A 21063-nucleotide genomic window follows, 5' to 3' on the forward strand; every position below is an offset into this window, starting at 1 on the left:
ATGTCATCTGCACCAACAATACATACCGAAACTGTTGATTTTGTAATGTTATATATTGTAGGAATTGCAGTTGTTTTACTGTTGGGTGTCACAATTACAATGATTTATTTTGTGATAAAGTATAACAGAAAAAAAGGTCATAAGCCTGTTGATATTCATGGTAATTTATGGCTTGAAATTATATGGATTGTTATTCCTACAATTCTGGTTTTATCTATGTTTTATTTTGGTTACACAGGATTCATAGAAATTCGTAGAGTACCTAAAGATGCATTTGTGGTAAATGTTACTGCAAGAATGTGGCAATGGGAATTTAAATATGGAAATGGAAAAGTTACAGATACACTTTACGTTCCTGTGAATAAACCAATAAAACTTGAAATGGAATCAGCTGATGTAAATCATTCTTTTTATATACCCGCATTTCGCATTAAAGAAGATGCAATTGTTGGACGTAAGACTTATCTGTATTTTACTCCCCAAAAAATCGGGGATTATGATGTAGCTTGTGCAGAATATTGCGGCTTAGGTCATTCAATGATGTATACAAAAGTGAAAGTAATTTCAGAAGAACAATTTAATGAATGGTACAAAAAATAATTTATTATGTATAAATTTTTTGAAAATATTAAAATCATAATGGAATTAAGTAAGATAAGAATTACTTCATTTGTTGGACTCTCTACTTTTGTTGGGTATGTTCTTTACTCAAAAAGTTTATCGACAAAAATGATTTTACCAATAATTGGTGTTTTTATTTTGTCTTGTGGTTCTTCTGCTCTTAATCATTATCAGGAAAGATATACAGATTCTTTAATGGATAGAACAAAAGGCAGACCAATACCTTCAGGCAGAATAAGTGAAAAAAATGCATTTATAATTTCATTGCTGATGATAAGCATAGCATTACCTTTAATTTATTTTTCTTCAAATTTCATTTCATTATTATTAAGCATTCTTGCATTAATATGGTATAATTTTGTTTATACACCGTTAAAAAAGAAATTTGCAATGGCTGTTGTTCCTGGTTCTTTAATTGGGGCACTGCCACCTATGATAGGTTATACAGCTGCAGGAGGTTCTCCTTTTGATTATCAAATTTTATTGTTGTCAATGTTTTTCTTTATATGGCAAATTCCACATTTCTGGCTGCTGCTTTTAATATTTAATAATGATTATGAAAAAGCAAATTATCCAACACTTACAAAAATATTTTCTAACCAACAGTTGAGCAGAATTACATTTATATGGATTACTTCACTTTCACTTTGCTCATTTCTATTTTTTGGATTTGACAATTCTTACAATATTTATTCCATAATTGCCATTATAATTTTTTCACTCTGGCTAATTTTTGAATCAAGAAAAATAATTACAAAGTACATCGAAAAGAGTATTATTAGAAAAGCATTTATAGATGTTAATTTATATGTCCTTGCAATTATTATTATTATATCAATTGACAAATTATTTCTATCAGAAATTTAATTGGTAATAAATATGGAACTAATTGATAAAATTGTTTTACCTCAATCTGCTAACCATTTAATATTATTGAAGTATATTCTTGTGCTAACATTTTTAATTTTTATACCATATGCCAGTTTGTTATTTGGTGCTCTATCATTGTCAATATTTTTCAAAATTAAAGGCGAAAAACTTAATGATGATAATCATCAGAAATTTTCAAGTTACTTAATTGATTTAATAACTTTTAATAAAGGAATTGCTTTTTCGCTTGGCATAGTTCCATTATTAAGCTTTATTTTTTGCTATGCACAACTTCTGCATCTAAGTAATTTGAATGTTCCTTTGTATATATTTGCATCAACCATAATATTTATTATATCCCTCATTTTAATTTATACATATAAGCATTCAATTCACTTAAATCAAATTTTTCATCTAAAGTCTTTTGAACATGAAAATTATATAACATTGCAGGACTATAAATATAAAATTGAAAGGTTGGTAAATAAAAGTGCATACTTTGGTTTAATTTTTCTTACAATGTCATTATATCTTTTTATTGCATCTGTTGAGTTTACTCAAAATCCTGAGCGATGGGAAAATTACAATAATTTATGGGGGATATTATTTTCATTTAATGCATTGTTAAGTTTTATTCAATTTGGTGTTTTTGCTTTTGGTTTTACATCAGTTTTTATTTTAGTAAAGTTGAAAGAGTTACATTCACTTCAAATTGAACAGTCATACAATAACTTTGTCAAAAATTTTTCATTAAAACTTGCTTTAATATCTTCATTACTTCTTCCTTTTATTATTGTATTTTCTGTGTTAGCTAAATCAGTTTATTCATTATCATACAATGTTTTTAGTTTTGCTTTACTTTCATTACTTATTGTTCTGATTATATCAGTTCTCATATATGTAATGATAAAGCAGCAGGAAATAAAATATGGCTTTTTAACAATAAGTTTATTTATTATTACTATTGCATTCATTGTAATTAAAGACCAGTATGCTTTTGAAATGTCAAACAAAAAACATTTTGCTATTTTAGCAGCTAACTATGAAGAACATAAAAAAAAGTTACTTGAAGAATCAGGATTATTGAAAGAAACAATAAATGGAGCTGATATATTCAACAGCAAATGTATCGCCTGTCATCAATTTGATAGAAAAGTAGTTGGCCCACCTTACAATGATGTTCTACCTAAATATGAAAATAATCGTCAGGCACTGATAAACTTTATTCTGAATCCGACAAAAATAAATCCTGATTATCCACCAATGCCAAATCAAGGGTTAAAACCAAAAGAAGCTGAAGCTGTAGCAGAATTTTTAATGAATAATTATAAAAAATAATTTTTACTTCTTTTTCTATTTAATTAAAAATATTGATGATTCATTAAAAATTATTTATTGTTTTTTTATTTTTATTATGACTTTTAAGAACAAATTTTGCAATAATGCTTACTGTACTGGAATCATTAAAATTATCTGCTGAATACTTAGAGAAAAAAGGAATTGAATCACCAAGGTTGAATGCAGAATTATTATTAGCAGATGTTCTTAATTGTAAAAGGTTGGATTTATATCTAAAATATGACCAGCCACTAAGCGAAGATGAAATAAATAAATACAGGGAATATTTATCACGCCGTTCGAAAAACGAACCACTTCAATATATAGTTGGGAAAGCAGAATTTTATGGACTTGAGTTTAAAGTAAATCCATCAGTATTAATTCCAAGACCTGAGACAGAGCTGCTTGTTGAAACAATTATTAATCTTGAAAAAGATAAATCAAAAACATTAATTCTTGACATCGGAACAGGAAGCGGAAATATTGCAATCACATTAGCTAAATATTTACCTTATGCAAAAATAATTGCGATGGATATTTCAAGTGAAGCATTGAATGTTGCAAAAGAAAATTCTGAGTTTTATAACACATCTAATCAAATCGAGTTTATTAGAAAAAATATTTTTGATGATTTTTCACTTTATGACTTGAAATTTGATGTTGTTGTTTCAAATCCACCTTATGTTAGTATTGAAGATTATAATTTTTTACAGAAAGAAATTATTAATTATGAACCTAAAATTGCTGTGACTGATAATGAAGATGGAATGAAATTTTATAAAAGGATTACTCAGATATCGAAGCAATGTTTAAAAAGCAATGGTAAACTTTTCTATGAGATTGGGAAAGGACAATCAGAAATAATTTCAAAAATGATGGCTGAAGAAAATTTTTATGATATTCATATTCTAAAAGATTATCAACAAATAGATAGAGTTATTTACGGGACAAAAAAATGAGAGCATTAATTCAAAGAGTAACTGAAGGTTCTGTAGAGATTAGAGAAGCAAATTATTCCGCATCAATTGGCAAAGGCATGGTAATATTGCTCGGCGTAAAAGAAGGAGATACTGAAGAAGATATGATTTTTGTTGCAGATAAATGTTCAAATCTTAGAATATTCGAAGATGAAAATGGCAAAATGAATTTATCTTTGAAAGATATTGATGGGGAAGTTCTAATTATCTCACAATTTACACTTTATGGAGATGCACGGAGAGGTAATCGTCCAAGTTTTACTGATGCTGCAAAACCAGAATTAGCAGAAGAACTTTACAATAAATTTGTAAATCGTATGAAAAATAATCTTGGGGAAGATAAAGTTAAAACCGGAATATTTGCTGCTATGATGCTCGTGAAAATTTTTAATGATGGGCCTGTTACAATTTTAGTAGAATCAAAATAAAGGATTTTCTATTGCATTCAACATTAATGATATTTATTGATGGTGTTGGTATTGGTAAAAGAGATTTCGAGTTTAATCCATTCTTTAAATATCAATTCAAAATGTTTACAGAAATATTCGGTGAAATACCTCATCTTAACAAAAAAAGAATATCAGTAAATAATGCCCATATTTTTCCAATTGATGCAATTCTTGGTGTGCCTGATATTCCACTAAGTGGAACTGGTCAAACTTCAATTTTTTGTGGAGTTAATGCACAAAAAATTATTGGTAGACATTTTGGTCCGTATCCTTATTCAACTTTGATCCCAATAATTGAACAAAAAAATATATTCAAAGAATTATTAAGGAGAAGAAAAAAAGTTACTTTTGCCAATGCTTATCCAAAAATATTTTTTGATTATGTTAAAACTGGCAGAAGAATATTAAGCGTTACAACACTAAGCTGTATTTTAAGCAATGTACGTTTAAATAGAATAGGAGATATCCATAAAGGTAAAGCACTCAGTGCCGATGTTGATAATTATCGATTGATTTATAAAATGAATTATAAACTTCCTTTAATTACTCCTGAAAAAGCAGCAAATAGATTATTGAATATTGCTGATAGTCATCATTTCACATTGTTTGAATATTTTTATACTGACCATCTCGGTCATGGCAGGAATTTGGATTTATTTGAAAGAACTATAAATGTATTTGATAATTTTATTTATCATGTAATAAAAAATCTTCCATCAAATATGACATTAATAATTTGTTCAGACCATGGTAACTTTGAAGATTTATCAACAAAATCTCATACATTAAACCCTGCTCTTGGAATTACAGCTGGTAAATACTCAGATGTATTAGCAAAAAAAATTAAAAAACTATATCACATTAAACCAGCAATAATGGAGCTTTATGAGTGAATAACTATCCGCTGATAAAATTTGTTTTGATTTTTATTTGCGGTTATCTGTTTCAGGCAATTATTAATTTAACTGAGTTTTTACTTCTTTGTTTGTCTTCTTTATTAATTATTATTCTATTAATTCTTTACTTCACAAGAAATCAAAGACTAAGTTTATTGAATCAATATATACTTATCCTCACAATATTTTTTGTAAGCGGATTTTATTATTCTTCATTTCACATATCAAAAGTTTCTTATCCATTTCAACAATTTTCTTATCGTAATATAAAAGTAGTTGGAAAGGTTAGAAATGTTGACTTAATAAAAGAAAATAGACTTGTGTTTTATTTAACTTCTGATTCAATTGTTTTTCAGAATTTTGTTGAAAAAAGAAAGATTAATTTTCAGTGTGTGTTAAATGATTCTCAAAAAAGAATAAATGAAAAATATGATTCATTGAAAATAGGAAGTTCAGTAGAGATAACAGGAAATATTTTAAGACCGCGCAATAAAAGAAATCCCGGTGAATTTGATTATGAAAATTATTTGAATCATAAACAAATACATGCATTAATAAGTATTAAAAATGCTTCTAATATTAAAATAATTTCAAGTTCATATCTGAGTGTACCCAATATAACATTTGAAATAAGAAAGAAAATTGATGATGTTTTTACAAAGTATCACAATAAGAATACTGCTGCATTACTCAGGGGTTTATTACTTGCAGACCGCAGCATGATTGATTATGAAATTAAAACTGAATTTATTAATTCTGGGGTGGTTCATGTTTTAGCGGTATCAGGGTTGCATGTTGGATTTATCTCACTCATATTTATTTTTTTATTTCAACGACTGAATATTTTCTTAAAATATTCATTTACAATAATAGGTTTAATTTTATTTATGATTTTAACAAATGCTCCGCCATCTGTTGTTCGTGCCACAATTATGGGCATTATAATTATATTAAGCTTAATGTCAGGTAGAAGATATAACAGTTTTAATGCAATTGCACTTGCTGCTTTTGCTATATTATTAATAAATCCTGACGAACTTTTCAATTCAGGTTTTCAGCTTTCTTTTGCAGCTGTAATATCTATTTTGATTTTTTATCCTGTATTAAGAAATTCAATTCAGCAACTAAAGATTAAATCTAATATTCTTAATAATACATTATTGTTCATAGCTTTATCATTAGCTGCACAGATAGGGACCATTCCTTTTGTTCTAATTTATTTTAATAAGTTGTCATTAATTTCATTAATTGCAAACTTGATTGTAATTCCTTTAGTTGGGATAATTATTGGTCTGGGAATTTTTACAATCATAATTTCTTTTATATCACCAGTATTATGTTCATACTATGCTTGTTCTAATGAATTGTTAACATACATTATATTTTTTGTTACTAATAAATTCGGAAACCTTAATGCTGCATATTTACCTGTTACTAATTTTTCAGTAATTGATATAATTGCTTATTACACAAGTATTGCATCAATAATTTTTTTGTGGAAAAAATTTCAATCGATAAAAGCAAAAATTATAATCGTAATTTTTATTACATGTAATTTTATTATATGGTCAAAATTAGATGATGTTAATTATTTGCCAGATAATTTGTTCTCAATAATGGCAATTGATGTCGGACAGGGGGATTCATATTTAATTAAATTTCCTAATGGGAAAACTGCTCTAATAGATGCTGGCAATGCAAATAAATTTTTTGATAATGGGAAACGAATTATTATGCCTTTGATTGAATATTTGGGAATTAAGAAAATTGATTATGCTTTAATTTCTCATGTCGATTCTGACCACTATCGTGGATTATTGTCTTTAATTAAAAATCATAAGATAAAATTTATTTATAAACCTCCTTTAGATTCTCTGAATAAAGAAGACAAAAGTTTTGAAGCTTTTTTAAATTACTTTTCAATTCCATATAAATACTATTCAAAAAATATTTTGAATATTGGCAATGTGAGAATTTATATTCTATCCGATTCATTCAATTACAAAAATTCTAATGATAGAAGCGGAGTATTAAAAATAAAATATGGGAATACATCATTTTTATTTACTGGAGATATTAGCAAAAAAGCTGAGATTGACTATGTAAAAAAATACAATAAATTTCTTAAATCAGATTTATTAAAAGTCAGTCATCATGGAAGTAAAACTGGAACCAGTAATATTTTTCTGAATTATGTCGAACCGAAATATGCTGTTATTTCAGCTGGGATATCTAATATGTTTAATCATCCAGATAAAGATGTTATTGAAAGATTAACAAAAAGAGATATTAAAATTTTTAGGACGGATAAAGAAGGAGCAATTCTTTTTCAATCAAATGGGAATAATATTCAAAATATTAATTGGAAAAAACTCGATAACAACTTTATATTTTGAATAGGAATAAAATATAATTTGTTCAGAGATAACCAAAAATGTTAAATGCAAGATTAATAAATCCTCCACGGAAATATCATTCCTTATTTCATACAAGGTAAATTCATGAATCTATATGAAAATTATTCATTAAAGCATCTCAATACTTTTAATATTGATGTTAAAGCAAAATATTTTTTAGAAGTTTTTAATGAACATGAATTGACTGAATTAATAAATGAAATTCAAGGTCAAAAGAATGTTCTAATTTTAGGAGCTGGCAGCAATATTTTATTCACAAAAGATTATGATGGATTTATAATTAAATATATAAGCAGTGAAATAAAAGTACTTTTTGAAAATGAGAATCATGTTATAATTAAAGCTGACGCCGGAGTTGTTTGGGATGATTTAGTAAGCTATACAGTTAAAAAAAATTATTATGGAATTGAAAATTTATCATTAATACCTGGAACAGCTGGAGCAGCACCTGTTCAAAATATTGGGGCCTATGGTGCTGAAATTAGTAATGTTATAGATTATGTTGAGGGTTACATTCTTGATAAAAATGAAAAGAAAATATTATACCGGGATGAATGTTTATTCAATTACAGAGATAGTATTTTTAAGAATGAGTTGAAAAATAAATTTATTATCACTTCAGTTGTATTAAGATTAAAAAAAGAAAAAGTACTGAACATAAGTTATAGAGATATTCAAAATTATTTTCAGGGAAGAGATTATCATACAATTAGTATTCAAGATGTTCGTGATGCTATAATAAACATTAGAAAAAGTAAATTGCCGGATTACACAAAACTTGGCAATGCAGGAAGTTTTTTTAAAAATCCAGAAATCGACTTTACACTTTTAGAATTAATTAAAAAAGAATATCCTGACATACCTTATCATCAAATCAATGATAAATACAAAATTCCAGCTGCTTGGCTAATTGAGAAATGTGGATACAAAGGAAAACGCCAAGGCAATACAGGCACCTATGAAAAACAGGCACTTGTAATAATTAATTATGGAAATGCAACAGGTGAAGAAATAAAAAATTTTGCTGATGAAATTAAACAGGCAGTAAAAAACAAGTTTAATATTGATTTAGGATATGAAGTTAATATTATATGAAAACAAAATGTTAGTAAATAAACATTATCCTAAAAATCATTTATATGGGTGTAAATATGGAAAGCTATAATTCGGAAAATATTCTTAAAAAGACATTTCAAGAAATTACTCAGCCTTTTAAAGATTTGCTTCATACTTCAAGAGCATTATTTGGATTAAATCTTTCATATGTTATTGAAGGAATTACATATTTCGGAATAGTGGGTTTGTTAGCAATTTATTTTAATGAATACATCAAGCTAAATGATATACATGCCGGAAATATGGTAGGAGTATTAACAGCAGGTATAACATTGAGCATGCTTTTTTTAGGTGCTACGGTTGATTGGATTGGGTTGAGGAAATCATTATTAATTGCTTTATCATTTATGCTTGCAGGCAGAATTTTATTAACAATTGCACCAAATTTTGGAGTGCCTGGATTGTGGAATTCTGCTCATATAATTGCTATGCTTGGAATTTTAGGAATTATTTTAGGTTATGGTATTTATCAGCCCGCATGTTATGCAGGTGTAAAAAAATTAACAAATGAAAAAACTGCTGCTATGGGATATGCAATGCTTTATGCATTGATGAATCTTGGTGGATTTTTGCCGGGAATAATATCGCCACCTGTTCGTAAAGCATATACAATTCTTGGTGTGTTCTGGTTATATGTAGCTTTAACAGTAGTTGGAATTCTAGTTGTTTATTTCGTTATTACGAAAAAAGCTTATGAAGAAGCAGTGGTAGAAGTAAGTAAAGATAAGTTAAACGAAGAAAAAGATGATGATACTTTAAGCAATATGACATTAAAAGAAAAAGTTAGATTTTATGTTAAAAACTTTCCTCTCAAGGATAAAAGATTTTTATACTTTATTTTCATTTTAATTCCAGTTCAAACATTGTTTGCACATAACTGGTTAACACTCCCTCTTTATACAAGCAGAGCATTTGAAGGATTTGTTCAGGATAATTTTGAATTTTTTGTAAATCTAAATCCAATTTTAATTTTCATATTAACTCCAATTGTTGCTGCATTAACCTCACAAAAAAATACTTACAATATGATGATAATAGGAACATTTGTAATGGCATCGCCAACTTTTATACTTGCATTAGGTCCAACAATAAATACTCTGATGGCATATTTAATTATTATGACAATTGGTGAAGCAATGTGGCAGCCAAGATTTTTGCAGTGGGTTGCAGAGATAGCTCCAAAAAATATGACAGGTATTTATATGGGAATTGGACAATTTCCATGGTTTCTTACAAAAATAATTACAAGTTTATATTCAGGCTGGTTTTTAATGAAGTATTGTCCAGCCAATACTCCTCCTTCACAAATGAATACAGAGTTTATGTGGTTTGTTTATGGATGTATTGCAATAATAAGTCCACTTGGTTTATTACTTGCTAAAAAATGGATGATGAAGGGATTCAAAACAAAATATGAAGAATAAATGACCAATTATTACATACACTTATTTTTAATTCTGCTAACATTGTATGGTATTGCTGTTGGAAGTTTTCCTCAATTTAGAATGAATAGAGCAACTATTGCACTTGTTGGAGCTTCGACACTTATTTTTTCTGGTGCAATTTCTCTCCAACACGCCTATGATGCAATTGATATGAATACCATACTTTTACTTTTTGCAATGATGATTATTAATGGAAATTTACGAATAGCTGGTTTCTTTAAATTAATCACAATTCATATAATCAAATTTGCAAAAACACCAAAGCAGCTTTTATGGTTAATTACATTTTCAGCTGGTTTATTATCAGCTATTTTCTTAAATGATACAATTGTGATTGTCTTTACTCCTTTAATTATAGAAGTAACAATTTCATTAAAACGAAATCCAGTTCCTTATTTAGTTGCTTTAGCTGTATCTGCAAATATTGGCTCAGCAGCAACAATCATAGGCAATCCGCAAAATATGATTATTGGAATAGCATCTGGAATTCCATTTGCAAAATATGCATTATATCAAATTGTACCATCATTAATTGGTCTTCTTATAGTAATTGTGATTATATCCATTATTTACAAAAAAGAATTTTACAAAACTATTTTTGATAAGATAGAAATTGAGGAAGTTAAACCTTATAAGCCTTTATTTATAAAAAGTATTGTAGCATCTACATTGATGATTATTGCTTTTTTTGCTGGTGTTTCAATCCCTCTTGCATCACTTGGAGGTGCAAGTATTTTATTAATTACAAGAAGACTTAAACCAGAACGTGTTTTCAAAGAAATTGATTGGTCACTACTTGTATTTTTTTCTGCACTTTTTATAGTAACAAAATCTATAGATACCTCTGGAATAGGTAAATACTTATCAATGACAATTCAACCATATTTAACTAAATCTATTTTTTCATTAGCAATTACTTCATCAATACTCAGCAATATAGTTTCTAATGTCCCAGCTGTTTTATTATTGAAACCTGTTATTCAACATATGCCAAATCCAGAACATGCCTGGTTAGTGCTTGGAATGGCAACAACTTATGCAGGTAATCTTACTCTAATAGGTTCTGTAGCAAATTTGATTGTAGCAGAATCTGCAAGAAGGCATTTTATTCATATTTCTTTTATTGAATATTTAAAATCAGGTTTCATTATAACTATTTTATCTCTAACGGCAGGTATTTTCTGGTTTAATTTAATCTTTTAACAGAATTTTTTGTGAATAAAATATTTTAAAAGCTACTTAAAAACATTTAAAATTTTTCGAATATAATATTGGAAATGTTTCAATTAGGGAATAAATATGTCAAAATTAATATCTGTTGATGAAATCCAAGACGGGATGGTACTTGCAGAACCAATTCAAAACCGTTTTGGACATACATTATTAGGTGCAAATATAAAATTGGAAGCAAAGCATGTTAAATTTCTTAAGTCATGTGGCATACAGACAATATATATTGTAGATGAAAATGAAAACAGTTCTAATAAACAATATGACAACGAAACATTGGAAAAAGCTAAAACATTATTAAGTCAAAGAGTTACATGGAGACCTAAAAATGATTATGAAAATGAATTAATTGAAATTGCTGCTCAACAAATTCTTGAAAAAATATAAATTTGTAAGAGGGTGCAATGGATGTAATTAAAAAAATTATTGATGGTGTAAATAACTTACCAACTTTACCTACTGTTTATACTCATCTTTCGCAGGCAATGGAAAATCCAAACACTACTAAAGAAGAAATAGCAAGGATTATTTCTGCTGATCAGGCAGCTACTTTTAAGATTTTAAAAGTTGCTAATTCTCCATTTTATGGATTAAGAGGAAGAATTGATACAATTACTCAGGCTTTATTATATCTTGGTTTTAATGAAGTTAAGAATATTGTATTTGCGTTGTCAATTATAAATGCATTTTCAAAGAATAAGATTTTCAAAAAATTCAAACCATTAGATTTATGGGCTCATGCAATCGGAGTTGGAGTTGCAACAAGATTAATTGGTGCGGCTGTAGGAGAAAAAAATTTAGAAAATTATTTTCTGGCAGGTATCTTTCATGATATTGGTAAGCTTGTATTTTTTGAATATGCCCCCAATGAATATGCAAAAGTTATTGAACTAGTTGAATCAAAAAAAATTCCAATTAAAGATGCAGAACTTGAAATACTTGGTTTAAATCATGCACGTGCAGGACAGTTAATTGCAGAAAAATGGAAGTTACCTCAAAGTGTTGTCAATATTGTTAGTTCTCATCATACAGGATTAATAGGGAATAATGTTAATACATTATTGGCTTCTGTTCATCTTGGCGATATTGTTGCAAGAGCTCTCGATTTAGGTTATGGTGGTGATAATTTTATTCCAGAACCAAACATTAAAGTATGGGAAATTCTTAAACTTCCAAAAGGATTTTTTTCTTCTGCAAGAAAAAAAATGAAAGATGATTATGAACGTTTAACTAAAATTATGCTTTCTGAATAATTAAAAATTTTAGAAGAATTTTTCTTCGTAATTTTATTGATATAAGTTGTAATATATCTTTTCAAAGTATATCTGTTTATCAAAGAAATACTATTTACCACTTCATTTTTTCTGCATATTTTTAAAATGTTATAATAATTTAAAATGGTTACATTTACTTAGAATTTATAAAGTTTTTGGTAAAAGGTTGGACTTTGTCAAACAATACATAATTCAATGTATTATTCATGCATCAAATAATTTGAGATTAAGTTCAGAAAAAATTGAAACTGTTGCTATCTTACGCGAAAGATTAAATAAAACTGATAATCTTGAAGAAGAAATTAAAAATTTCAAAAAGATTACAGAACTTTCTAAACTCGGAATTAAGCTAAGTGAAATATTAAATTTTCTGGAAAATAGTAAAATTGATTTCTTAAAACTTTCTGAAAAATTTAAAGAACACAGTTATTATCTTGTAAAAGAAATAAATTACTTACTTGATGTTGTCACTCCTCAAACAATGAGAAATATATTTAATCGAATTGATAATCAATCGGTAGATGTCGATTTAACAAAAAGAGAAGAGAAAAAAAATATAGAAACAGAACCTATTAAAATTCCACAAAGGTCACGTGCAGATGAATTAAAAGAAGCTTTAATTTTTGCAGAACTTTCAAAGGACAATGATTTTAGCTTTGAACGCTATGAAGAAAAAGTATTAAGACCAATTAAAGAATTAGATGCATTTTTAACGAGAGTTGCTAAGTATGATTATACTGAAAGTGAAATTAATTCATATATTAAATTAATGAATGAAAACAGTGAACTGTCGCAAAAAGTTGGATTTGAAATTATATCTAATATGCACAAAATATTTGCTCAAGGGCTCGAGGCTATTAATCAAAAGAAGATTGCACCAAGTACTTTAGTAATTGAATCATTAAGAGCTTGTTTAATTGTTATAGTTGCAGTCGTAAGAGGCAAAGAAGTCGATATAACAAATTATTTAAACAGAGCAGAAAATTTTGGTAAAATGATTTCCCAAACAAAAAGGGTAGTATAATGGAACTATTTGTTGTAATAATGGCTGGAGGAGTAGGTTCCCGCTTCTGGCCAAGAAGTAAAGAAAAAAAACCAAAACAATTAATTCGTATCTTTGGCGAAAATACAATGATACAGGATACTGTTAAACGTCTTGATGGTCTTGTTGATAAAAAAAACATTTATGTGATTACTAACAGAATTCAAAAATTAAGAGTAAAGGAACAACTACCAGATATACCTCAGCAAAATATCATTGATGAACCATTTGGAAAAAATACTGCAGCATGTATTGGATTGGCTTCAGTTTTAATTAAACAAAAAAATCCGGAAGCTGTTACTATTGTTCTTCCATCAGACCATTTAATTAAAAACGATGTAGAATTCCAAAAATGTTTATTAAAAGCAGCAGACTTCGCATATAATTCAAAAGGATTGGTTACAATTGGAATTCAACCTACAAGACCAGAAACAGGTTATGGATACATTCAATTTGATGATACTGAAATTGAAAAAAATATTCATAAAGTATTAACTTTTGCTGAAAAGCCAAATTTAGCTACTGCAATAAGATTTATTGAAAGTGGTGAATTCCTCTGGAATTCAGGTATGTTTATATGGAGAGTAGATACCATTCTTAATGAAATTAAAAAATATCTTCCTGACCTTTATGAGGGTTTAGAAAAAATTGAATCCTTTATCAATTCTGATGATTTTGATACACAATTAACTCAAGTTTATGGCCAATTAAAAAGTATTTCAATTGATTATGGAGTTATGGAAAAAGCAAATAATGTTTATGTAATCAAAGCTGATTTTTACTGGAACGATGTTGGAAGCTGGGAGGCAGTTTATGAAATATCAGATAAAAATGAAGATGGTAATGTTATTATTGGCGATGTTTATTCCCAAAAGACTTATAATTCATACATCTTTTCACCAAGAAAATTTACAGCTGTAATTGGAGTAGAAAATTTAATTATTATCAATACAAACGAAGCACTATTAATTTGCAATCGTAATTATGCACAAGATGTAAGGCAGGTTGTTGATTATCTAAAAATGAATAATAGAACAGACCTTGTATGAAAAAAGCTATAACAGAGAATGATATTCTTCTGTTAATTAAAAATGGATTAACAGAAATTCATCTTAAAAAAAATGAAATTCTTACTCCTTCTGCAATTGATAGAATTAAACAGGCAAGATTAAAAATTATTTTTGATGGTGATGAAAAAAAACATACAAAAATTTTCAGAAAAATTGTTATTGGTTCTGACCATACAGGAGTAAAAATAAAAAAGATCCTTGTAGAATATCTTAAGAATAAAAATTACGATGTACTCGATGTTGGAACTCATACAGAAGATTCTGTTGACTATCCTGATATAGCATTAAATGTTGCACAAAGAGTAGCATCAAAGGAATTTGACTGTGGTATTTTAATAGATGCAACAGGAATTCCATCTGCTATTGCAGCAAATAAAATTCCCGGAATACGAGCAGCAACTTGTTATAATGAATTTTCTGCTAAAAGTTCTCGAGAACATAATGATGCTAATATAATTTCATTAGGTGCAAAAGCCTTAGGTGAAGAATCAATAAAATCTATTGTAGAAGTGTGGTTAAATTCGAATTTCTTAGGTGAAAGACATCAAAGGAGACTGGATAAAGTTAAATCAATTGAAGAAAAATTCATGAAATGTTGAATAAAATTTTGTCATTTGTTTCTTCATCATTAAATTTGCTCACAAAAAATTCGAGATTATTTCTTGATTATTGAAAAAGCTCGCGTTATTTCTTTAAGTAAAATTTCCAGCAATTATCATTTAATAAAAGTTAATTCGCCCGTAATTGCCAGAGAAATTAAACCGGGTCAATTTTGTAATATCAAAGTTTCTGATACCGATTTCCCTTTGCTTAGAAGACCATTTAGCATTTGCGATGTTGAAAATGACAACCTAATTTTTGTTTTCGATGTTCATGGCGAAGGAACAAAAATTTTAGCTTCTAAAAAACCCGGAGACATAATTGATATTTTGGGACCGCTTGGAAACGGTTTTAATATTCAAGGCAATTACGAACTTGCAATTATAATTGGTGGTGGAATAGGAACTGCTCCTTTCCCTTATCTTATTAAAAATTTGCCAGCTAATGTTGAAATTAAAAGCTTCGTTGGCGGAAGAACAAAAGAGCATTTAATAAAATACAATCTCCAGAATATTTATATAGCAACTGATGACGGCTCAGAAGGATTTCATGGAAATGTAGTTGATTTATTTATTGAAGAATTAAAAAATTTTTTAACAGCAAATTTGAGAATATTTGCATGTGGACCAAATCCGATGTTAAAATCACTGCAAAAAATTGCAATTGAAAAAAAATATGATTGCCAGCTTTCTGTTGAATGTGCAATGGCTTGTGGATTTGGTATTTGTCAGGGTTGTCCAATAGAAAAATCAAATGGGGATGGTTATTATCTGGTTTGTAAAGATGGTCCTATTTTTAATGCTGATATGATTATACTTTAATTTATAATTTTATCTCAAACAAATTTTTAATTAAATGGAATTAGATTTAACAGTTCAAATAGGTAATCTTAAATTAAAAAATCCGATTTTACTAGCATCAGGAACTGTAGGTTATGGAAATGAAATTTCTCAATTTATTGATTTAAGTAAAATAGGTGGGATAGTAACAAAATCAATATCTCTCAAACCACGGAAGGGAAATCCGCCACAAAGAATTTGTGAAACTCCGTCAGGTATGTTGAATGCTATTGGTCTTGCTAATGTTGGACTTGAAGCATTTATAAAAGAGAAAATTCCTTTTCTAAAAAAATTAAATACAACGATTATCTGTAATATTGCTGCAGGTTCAATTGAAGAATATGTTGAATGCACAAAAATATTAAATGAAGAAGAATCAATTGCTGCATTTGAAATTAATGTTTCATGTCCTAATGTAAAAGAAGGTGGATTGGAATTTGGAAATAATCTTGATGCAGTTGCTAGAATTACAGAAAAAGTTAAATCTGTTACAAATAAAACAGTTATCATAAAATTATCTCCTAATGTTTCAAGAATTTCTGATTTTGCAAAAGTTGTTAAAGAAAATGGAGGTGATGCAGTTTCGGCAATAAATACACTTGTCGGTACTGCATTCAATATATGGACACGAAAACCAAAAATTAAAAACATTACTGGAGGCTTGTCCGGTCCTGCAATAAAACCTATAGCACTTGCAAAAGTTTTAGAAATAAGTCGTAATGTTGACATCCCAATCATAGGTATAGGCGGAATAATGAACTGGAAAGATGCTGTAGAATTTATGATTGTTGGCGCTTCGGCTGTTCAGCTTGGAACAGTTAATTTTATAAATCCTTATGCAGCTTTAGAAATCTTAGATGGTATAAAAAATTACTGTGAGAAAATGTCAATTAATAAAATAACAGAACTAACTGCTTCCTATATTTTATAAAATGAGAATTGAGTCTATTCTTCAAAAACTTTTTTCAATGCGTCAATTTCATGTTAAACTTGGTTTAGAACGTATTGAGAAATTACTAGATTATATTGGGAATCCACATAAGAAATTACAATGTTTTCATATTGCTGGTTCAAATGGTAAAGGAAGCACAGCATCTTTTCTATCAAGTATTTTGAAAGAATATGGATATAAAGTTGGTCTTTATACTTCGCCGCATTTTGTAAGATTTAATGAGAGAATTAGGATTAATGGAAAGGAAATAGATGATGATTTTATTTGCTCATTTTATAATTCAATCGAAAACATTATTGAAAGAGAAGAACCTACTTTTTTTGAAATTACTACAGCAATGGCATTTAAATATTTTTATGATAATAATGTAGATTATGCGGTAATTGAAACTGGACTTGGAGGCAGGCTTGATGCAACAAATGTTATAACTCCTTTAGCTTCTATTATTACTTCAATAAGTTTGGAACATACAAATATTCTTGGAGATACATTAGAAAAAATTGCATTTGAAAAGGCAGGAATAATTAAACCAGAGACGGTTGTAATTAGTGGTTATATGCCAAAAGAAGCAGAAAATGTTATCCGTTCCAGAGCATTGGAATTAAAATGTGAATATTATCCATTCGATAATTTTGTAATTAAAGAAAAAGATTTTGTTGAGGTTATATTAAAAGAAAAAAAATATAATCTCTACAATACACCATTAAAAGGTTATCATCAATTATTAAATTGTTCGTTAGCAGTAAAGACTTTAGATGTAGTTCTAAATTTAGAAGATTATTTGAAAATTAATTCAGGCATTAATAATGTTGTGATAAATTCAGGAATTCAGGGCAGATATGAAATATTTAGCGATAAACCAAGAATAATTTTTGACTCTGCTCATAATCCGGAAAGTATAAAAATATTTCTAGAAGAATTTGTTAAAGAATATTATTCATACTCAAAAAGGGAATTGATATTTGGAGCAATGAAGGATAAAGATATTGAAGAAATGTTGAAATTGTTAGTGCCTTTTTTCGATAATATTTATGTAACTGCTGTTGAAAATGAACGAGCAGCTTCGATTGATGAAATTAAAATGATAGCAAATAAAATAAATGTAAATGTAATACCTATGGATAAACCGGAGGATTATGTAAAAAATTTTCTTAATGAAGTAAAAGATAATTGCCTTGTTGTTCTTGGGAGTATGTATTTATTAGGAAAAATAAAATCAAAAATAAATAAGGAAAAGCTTGACAATGAGAATTAAGAAATATAATTTTCCAGTGAACCTCAGAAAAACTTCAGCGTTATTTAATAATTAATCCATAAGATCAAGTGTCAATTGATCCCCGTTTTAAAAAATAAATATCGAGGTATTTAATCACAATTTGTAGGAAGAGTTAATCATGCCAATGGATATTTCAGAATTACAATCAAAAAAAATTGTTGATCTTTACAAAATAGCAAAAGAATTTGGGCTTACAGGTTACAGTGATCTGAGAAAACAAGAACTAATCTTCAAAATCTTAGAAGCCCAATCTCAAAAAGATGGTTTAACATTTTCAAAAGGTGTTCTTGAAGTTCTGCCTGACGGCTATGGATTTTTGCGGTCGGCAGATTATAATTATTTACCTTCGCCGGATGATATTTATGTTTCACCTTCACAAATAAAAAGATTTAGCTTAAGAACTGGAGATTTCGTAAGTGGACAGGTGCGTCCTCCAAAAGAAGGTGAACGTTTCTTTGCTTTATTAAGAGTAGAAGCTGTAAATGGAAAAGACCCTGAAGCTATACGAGAAAGAACATTATTTGATAACCTGACACCAATTTATCCTACAAAAAGATTAAAATTAGAATCTGCCCCTGGCGAGTATTCAATGCGTATAGTTGATTTGATAGCACCAATTGGGAAAGGTCAAAGAGGTTTGATTGTATCACCCCCAAAAGCTGGGAAAACAATTCTGCTTCAAAAAATAGCAAACTCAATTACAAGAAACCACCCTGAAGTAAAAATTATAATGTTATTAATAGATGAAAGGCCTGAAGAAGTTACTGATATGCAAAGGTCTGTTCAAGCAGAAGTTATAAGCTCTACATTTGATGAGCCTGCCGAACGACATGTTCAGGTTGCAAATATGGTTATTGAAAAAGCAAAAAGAATGGTTGAAGCCGGCGATGATGTTGTTATTCTTCTTGATAGTATTACAAGATTAGCTCGTGCACACAATACTGTAATTCCTCATAGTGGCCGTATACTTTCCGGTGGAGTTGATGCAAATGCACTTCATAAACCCAAAAGATTTTTTGGTTCTGCAAGAAATACAGAGGACGGCGGCAGCTTGACTATAATTGCTACTGCTTTAATTGATACTGGAAGCAGAATGGATGAAGTTATATTCGAAGAGTTTAAAGGTACTGGAAATATGGAATTAGTACTCGATAGAAATCTTGCAGATAAAAGAATATTCCCGGCTATTGATATAAATAAATCAGGTACAAGAAAAGAAGAACTACTCCTCAAAGAAGAAGAATTGAACAAAGTATGGATACTTAGAAAAATTCTTTCAGACATGGATCCTACCGAAGCAATGGAATTTATTCTTGATAAGATGAAGGGAACAAAAAATAATAAAGAATTTCTGCAGAGCATGAATAGTTAATCCAATCATGAATTTCTTTATAAAGTTCATATCTCTTTTTTTATTAACATTATTTTTTGCATTCGATTCACAGGTTCTATCACAAAGCATAGAACCTGTGAATAAAAAAATTATTCATATTGAGAAAAATATTTTGCCCGCAAAAAATAATTATCTGCTTTTTATATCATATAAAATCCCATTTTCAAATCTTGTTTTTATAAAGAAAGAAGAAAAATTTTTTTCTGGTTTAGAAATTGAATTTAATTTATTTGACGGGGACAAAATTATAAATCGAAAAACCATTTCGAAAAATGTGTTTGTTGATAATTATAATGATACAAAATCAAATAATAATTTCTTAGAAGGATTTACATTTTTCGATATTGATAAAAACGATTACACAATTTTACCAATCTTACATCTTCACAATACAAATAATGAAATCATTTTCGATTCTATAAAAATTAATTTGAATAATTTTATAAAAGACAATATTTATGCACCAATAATTATTGAAGATTCGAATCAGAAATGTTTTGACTCACATTTATTTAAGCTGACAAACTATGGCAATATAATTCCTTTTGCAAGCTATGATTATTTGATGTTAATCCCGGTTCAAGATACTTCATTGAAATACCTGAATATTAAAATAGAACAGAAAGGAAAAATTTTATTTGAAAGAGAAGTAACAAAATATTATGAAAATAATTTATCTATGACTGAATGCGATAATATTATTGGCTTTCTTGAATCATACAGTAATTTCCCAATTCGATATTTTGTTATTGATAATTTTAATCATAAATTACATGAGGGTTCAGCAAAATTAATTATTACAGGGTCAAATAAAAAAGCTGAATTTGATTTACGTGTTGTATGGATAAATAAACCAAAGTCACTTATTAATCTTGAATTTGCTATTGATATATTAAATGTAATTGAAGATAAGAATGTTGTAGCAAAAATATTACAAAACTCTAAAAGTAATTTATATGATGCACTTACAAATTATTGGGATAAAAAATTTCCGGATAGAAAATATCAGTTCAATGAACTTATGAATGAATTTTATAGAAGAGTTGATTATGCAAATGAAAATTTCAGTACATTAGTTTATAAATCTGGAGCTAAAACAGACAGAGGTAAAATTTATATTAAGTATGGACAGCCAGATGAAATATTAAGAAATTATTCTGATGGTAAAGTTATTGAGATATGGATTTACAATAACATTAACAAACAATTTACGTTTGTTGATAATAGCGGATTAGGAAATTATATGCTGGAAGAATAA

General features: G+C 28.2%; 20 protein-coding genes. All 20 read left to right on the forward strand.

Annotated elements, in window-relative coordinates; translation table 11 throughout:
* The 20 genes from coxB to VJY32_RS00470 all read left to right on the forward strand — a co-directional run bounded on the left by coxB (window position 1) and on the right by VJY32_RS00470 (window position 21063).
* Window positions 1-600 (forward strand): cytochrome c oxidase subunit II, encoded by a 600-nt coding sequence (coxB, locus tag VJY32_RS00375; RefSeq protein ID WP_353675890.1) that lies wholly within the window; start codon window positions 1-3, stop codon window positions 598-600.
* 6 nt (window positions 601-606) lie between these two features.
* Window positions 607-1488 (forward strand): protoheme IX farnesyltransferase, encoded by an 882-nt coding sequence (locus VJY32_RS00380; RefSeq protein ID WP_353675891.1) that lies wholly within the window; start codon window positions 607-609, stop codon window positions 1486-1488.
* A gap of 12 nt (window positions 1489-1500) precedes the next feature.
* Complete coding sequence (locus tag VJY32_RS00385) at window positions 1501-2829, forward strand: c-type cytochrome (protein WP_353675892.1); 1329 nt, start codon at window positions 1501-1503, stop codon at window positions 2827-2829.
* A 104-nt stretch (window positions 2830-2933) separates the two neighbouring features.
* Complete coding sequence (prmC, locus tag VJY32_RS00390; protein WP_353675893.1) at window positions 2934-3788, forward strand: peptide chain release factor N(5)-glutamine methyltransferase; 855 nt, start codon at window positions 2934-2936, stop codon at window positions 3786-3788.
* Entirely contained in the window at window positions 3785-4234 is a 450-nt protein-coding gene (gene dtd / locus VJY32_RS00395; RefSeq protein ID WP_353675894.1) for a D-aminoacyl-tRNA deacylase, read from the forward strand. The genes prmC and dtd overlap by 4 nt, the downstream gene beginning before the upstream one ends.
* Before the next feature lie 11 nt (window positions 4235-4245).
* Window positions 4246-5148: an alkaline phosphatase family protein gene (locus tag VJY32_RS00400; protein WP_353675895.1), complete on the forward strand. Its 903-nt coding sequence runs from the start codon at window positions 4246-4248 to the stop codon at window positions 5146-5148.
* A complete protein-coding gene (locus tag VJY32_RS00405; RefSeq protein ID WP_353675896.1) occupies window positions 5145-7547 on the forward strand; it encodes a DNA internalization-related competence protein ComEC/Rec2 in 2403 nt (800 codons plus the stop codon). Before VJY32_RS00400 ends, VJY32_RS00405 begins: the two co-directional genes overlap by 4 nt.
* 105 nt (window positions 7548-7652) lie before the next feature.
* Window positions 7653-8663 carry a UDP-N-acetylmuramate dehydrogenase gene (gene murB / locus VJY32_RS00410; protein ID WP_353675897.1) on the forward strand — a complete coding sequence of 337 codons (1011 nt, stop codon included), beginning with the start codon at window positions 7653-7655 and terminating at the stop codon, window positions 8661-8663.
* Between the two features lie 56 nt (window positions 8664-8719).
* Window positions 8720-10108 (forward strand): MFS transporter, encoded by a 1389-nt coding sequence (locus VJY32_RS00415; protein ID WP_353675898.1) that lies wholly within the window; start codon window positions 8720-8722, stop codon window positions 10106-10108.
* Window positions 10109-11332 carry an ArsB/NhaD family transporter gene (locus VJY32_RS00420; RefSeq protein WP_353675899.1) on the forward strand — a complete coding sequence of 408 codons (1224 nt, stop codon included), beginning with the start codon at window positions 10109-10111 and terminating at the stop codon, window positions 11330-11332. It begins immediately after the preceding gene.
* A 96-nt stretch (window positions 11333-11428) separates the two neighbouring features.
* Window positions 11429-11746, forward strand: coding sequence for a hypothetical protein (locus VJY32_RS00425; RefSeq protein WP_353675900.1), 318 nt, complete (start codon window positions 11429-11431; stop codon window positions 11744-11746).
* A 17-nt stretch (window positions 11747-11763) separates the two neighbouring features.
* On the forward strand, window positions 11764-12612 hold the full coding sequence (locus tag VJY32_RS00430) for an HDOD domain-containing protein (protein WP_353675901.1): 849 nt from the start codon (window positions 11764-11766) through the stop codon (window positions 12610-12612).
* Between the two features lie 187 nt (window positions 12613-12799).
* Window positions 12800-13657 (forward strand): hypothetical protein, encoded by an 858-nt coding sequence (locus tag VJY32_RS00435; protein ID WP_353675902.1) that lies wholly within the window; start codon window positions 12800-12802, stop codon window positions 13655-13657.
* Window positions 13657-14724, forward strand: a complete 1068-nt coding sequence (locus tag VJY32_RS00440; RefSeq protein WP_353675903.1) for a mannose-1-phosphate guanylyltransferase — start codon at window positions 13657-13659, stop codon at window positions 14722-14724. Before VJY32_RS00435 ends, VJY32_RS00440 begins: the two co-directional genes overlap by 1 nt.
* Window positions 14721-15344, forward strand: coding sequence for a ribose 5-phosphate isomerase B (rpiB, locus tag VJY32_RS00445; RefSeq protein WP_353675904.1), 624 nt, complete (start codon window positions 14721-14723; stop codon window positions 15342-15344). Before VJY32_RS00440 ends, rpiB begins: the two co-directional genes overlap by 4 nt.
* Before the next feature lie 63 nt (window positions 15345-15407).
* Complete coding sequence (locus VJY32_RS00450) at window positions 15408-16166, forward strand: dihydroorotate dehydrogenase electron transfer subunit (RefSeq protein WP_353675905.1); 759 nt, start codon at window positions 15408-15410, stop codon at window positions 16164-16166.
* Between the two features lie 34 nt (window positions 16167-16200).
* A complete protein-coding gene (locus VJY32_RS00455) occupies window positions 16201-17115 on the forward strand; it encodes a dihydroorotate dehydrogenase (protein WP_353675906.1) in 915 nt (304 codons plus the stop codon).
* Between the two features lies 1 nt (window position 17116).
* Complete coding sequence (locus tag VJY32_RS00460; protein ID WP_353675907.1) at window positions 17117-18391, forward strand: bifunctional folylpolyglutamate synthase/dihydrofolate synthase; 1275 nt, start codon at window positions 17117-17119, stop codon at window positions 18389-18391.
* A gap of 145 nt (window positions 18392-18536) precedes the next feature.
* Window positions 18537-19784, forward strand: a complete 1248-nt coding sequence (rho, locus tag VJY32_RS00465; RefSeq protein WP_353676404.1) for a transcription termination factor Rho — start codon at window positions 18537-18539, stop codon at window positions 19782-19784.
* A gap of 97 nt (window positions 19785-19881) precedes the next feature.
* Window positions 19882-21063, forward strand: a complete 1182-nt coding sequence (locus tag VJY32_RS00470; protein ID WP_353675908.1) for a GWxTD domain-containing protein — start codon at window positions 19882-19884, stop codon at window positions 21061-21063.

The organism is Rosettibacter primus (genome assembly GCF_036860675.1).
In the GTDB taxonomy this organism is placed as follows: Bacteria; Bacteroidota; Ignavibacteria; order Ignavibacteriales; family Melioribacteraceae; genus Rosettibacter; species Rosettibacter primus.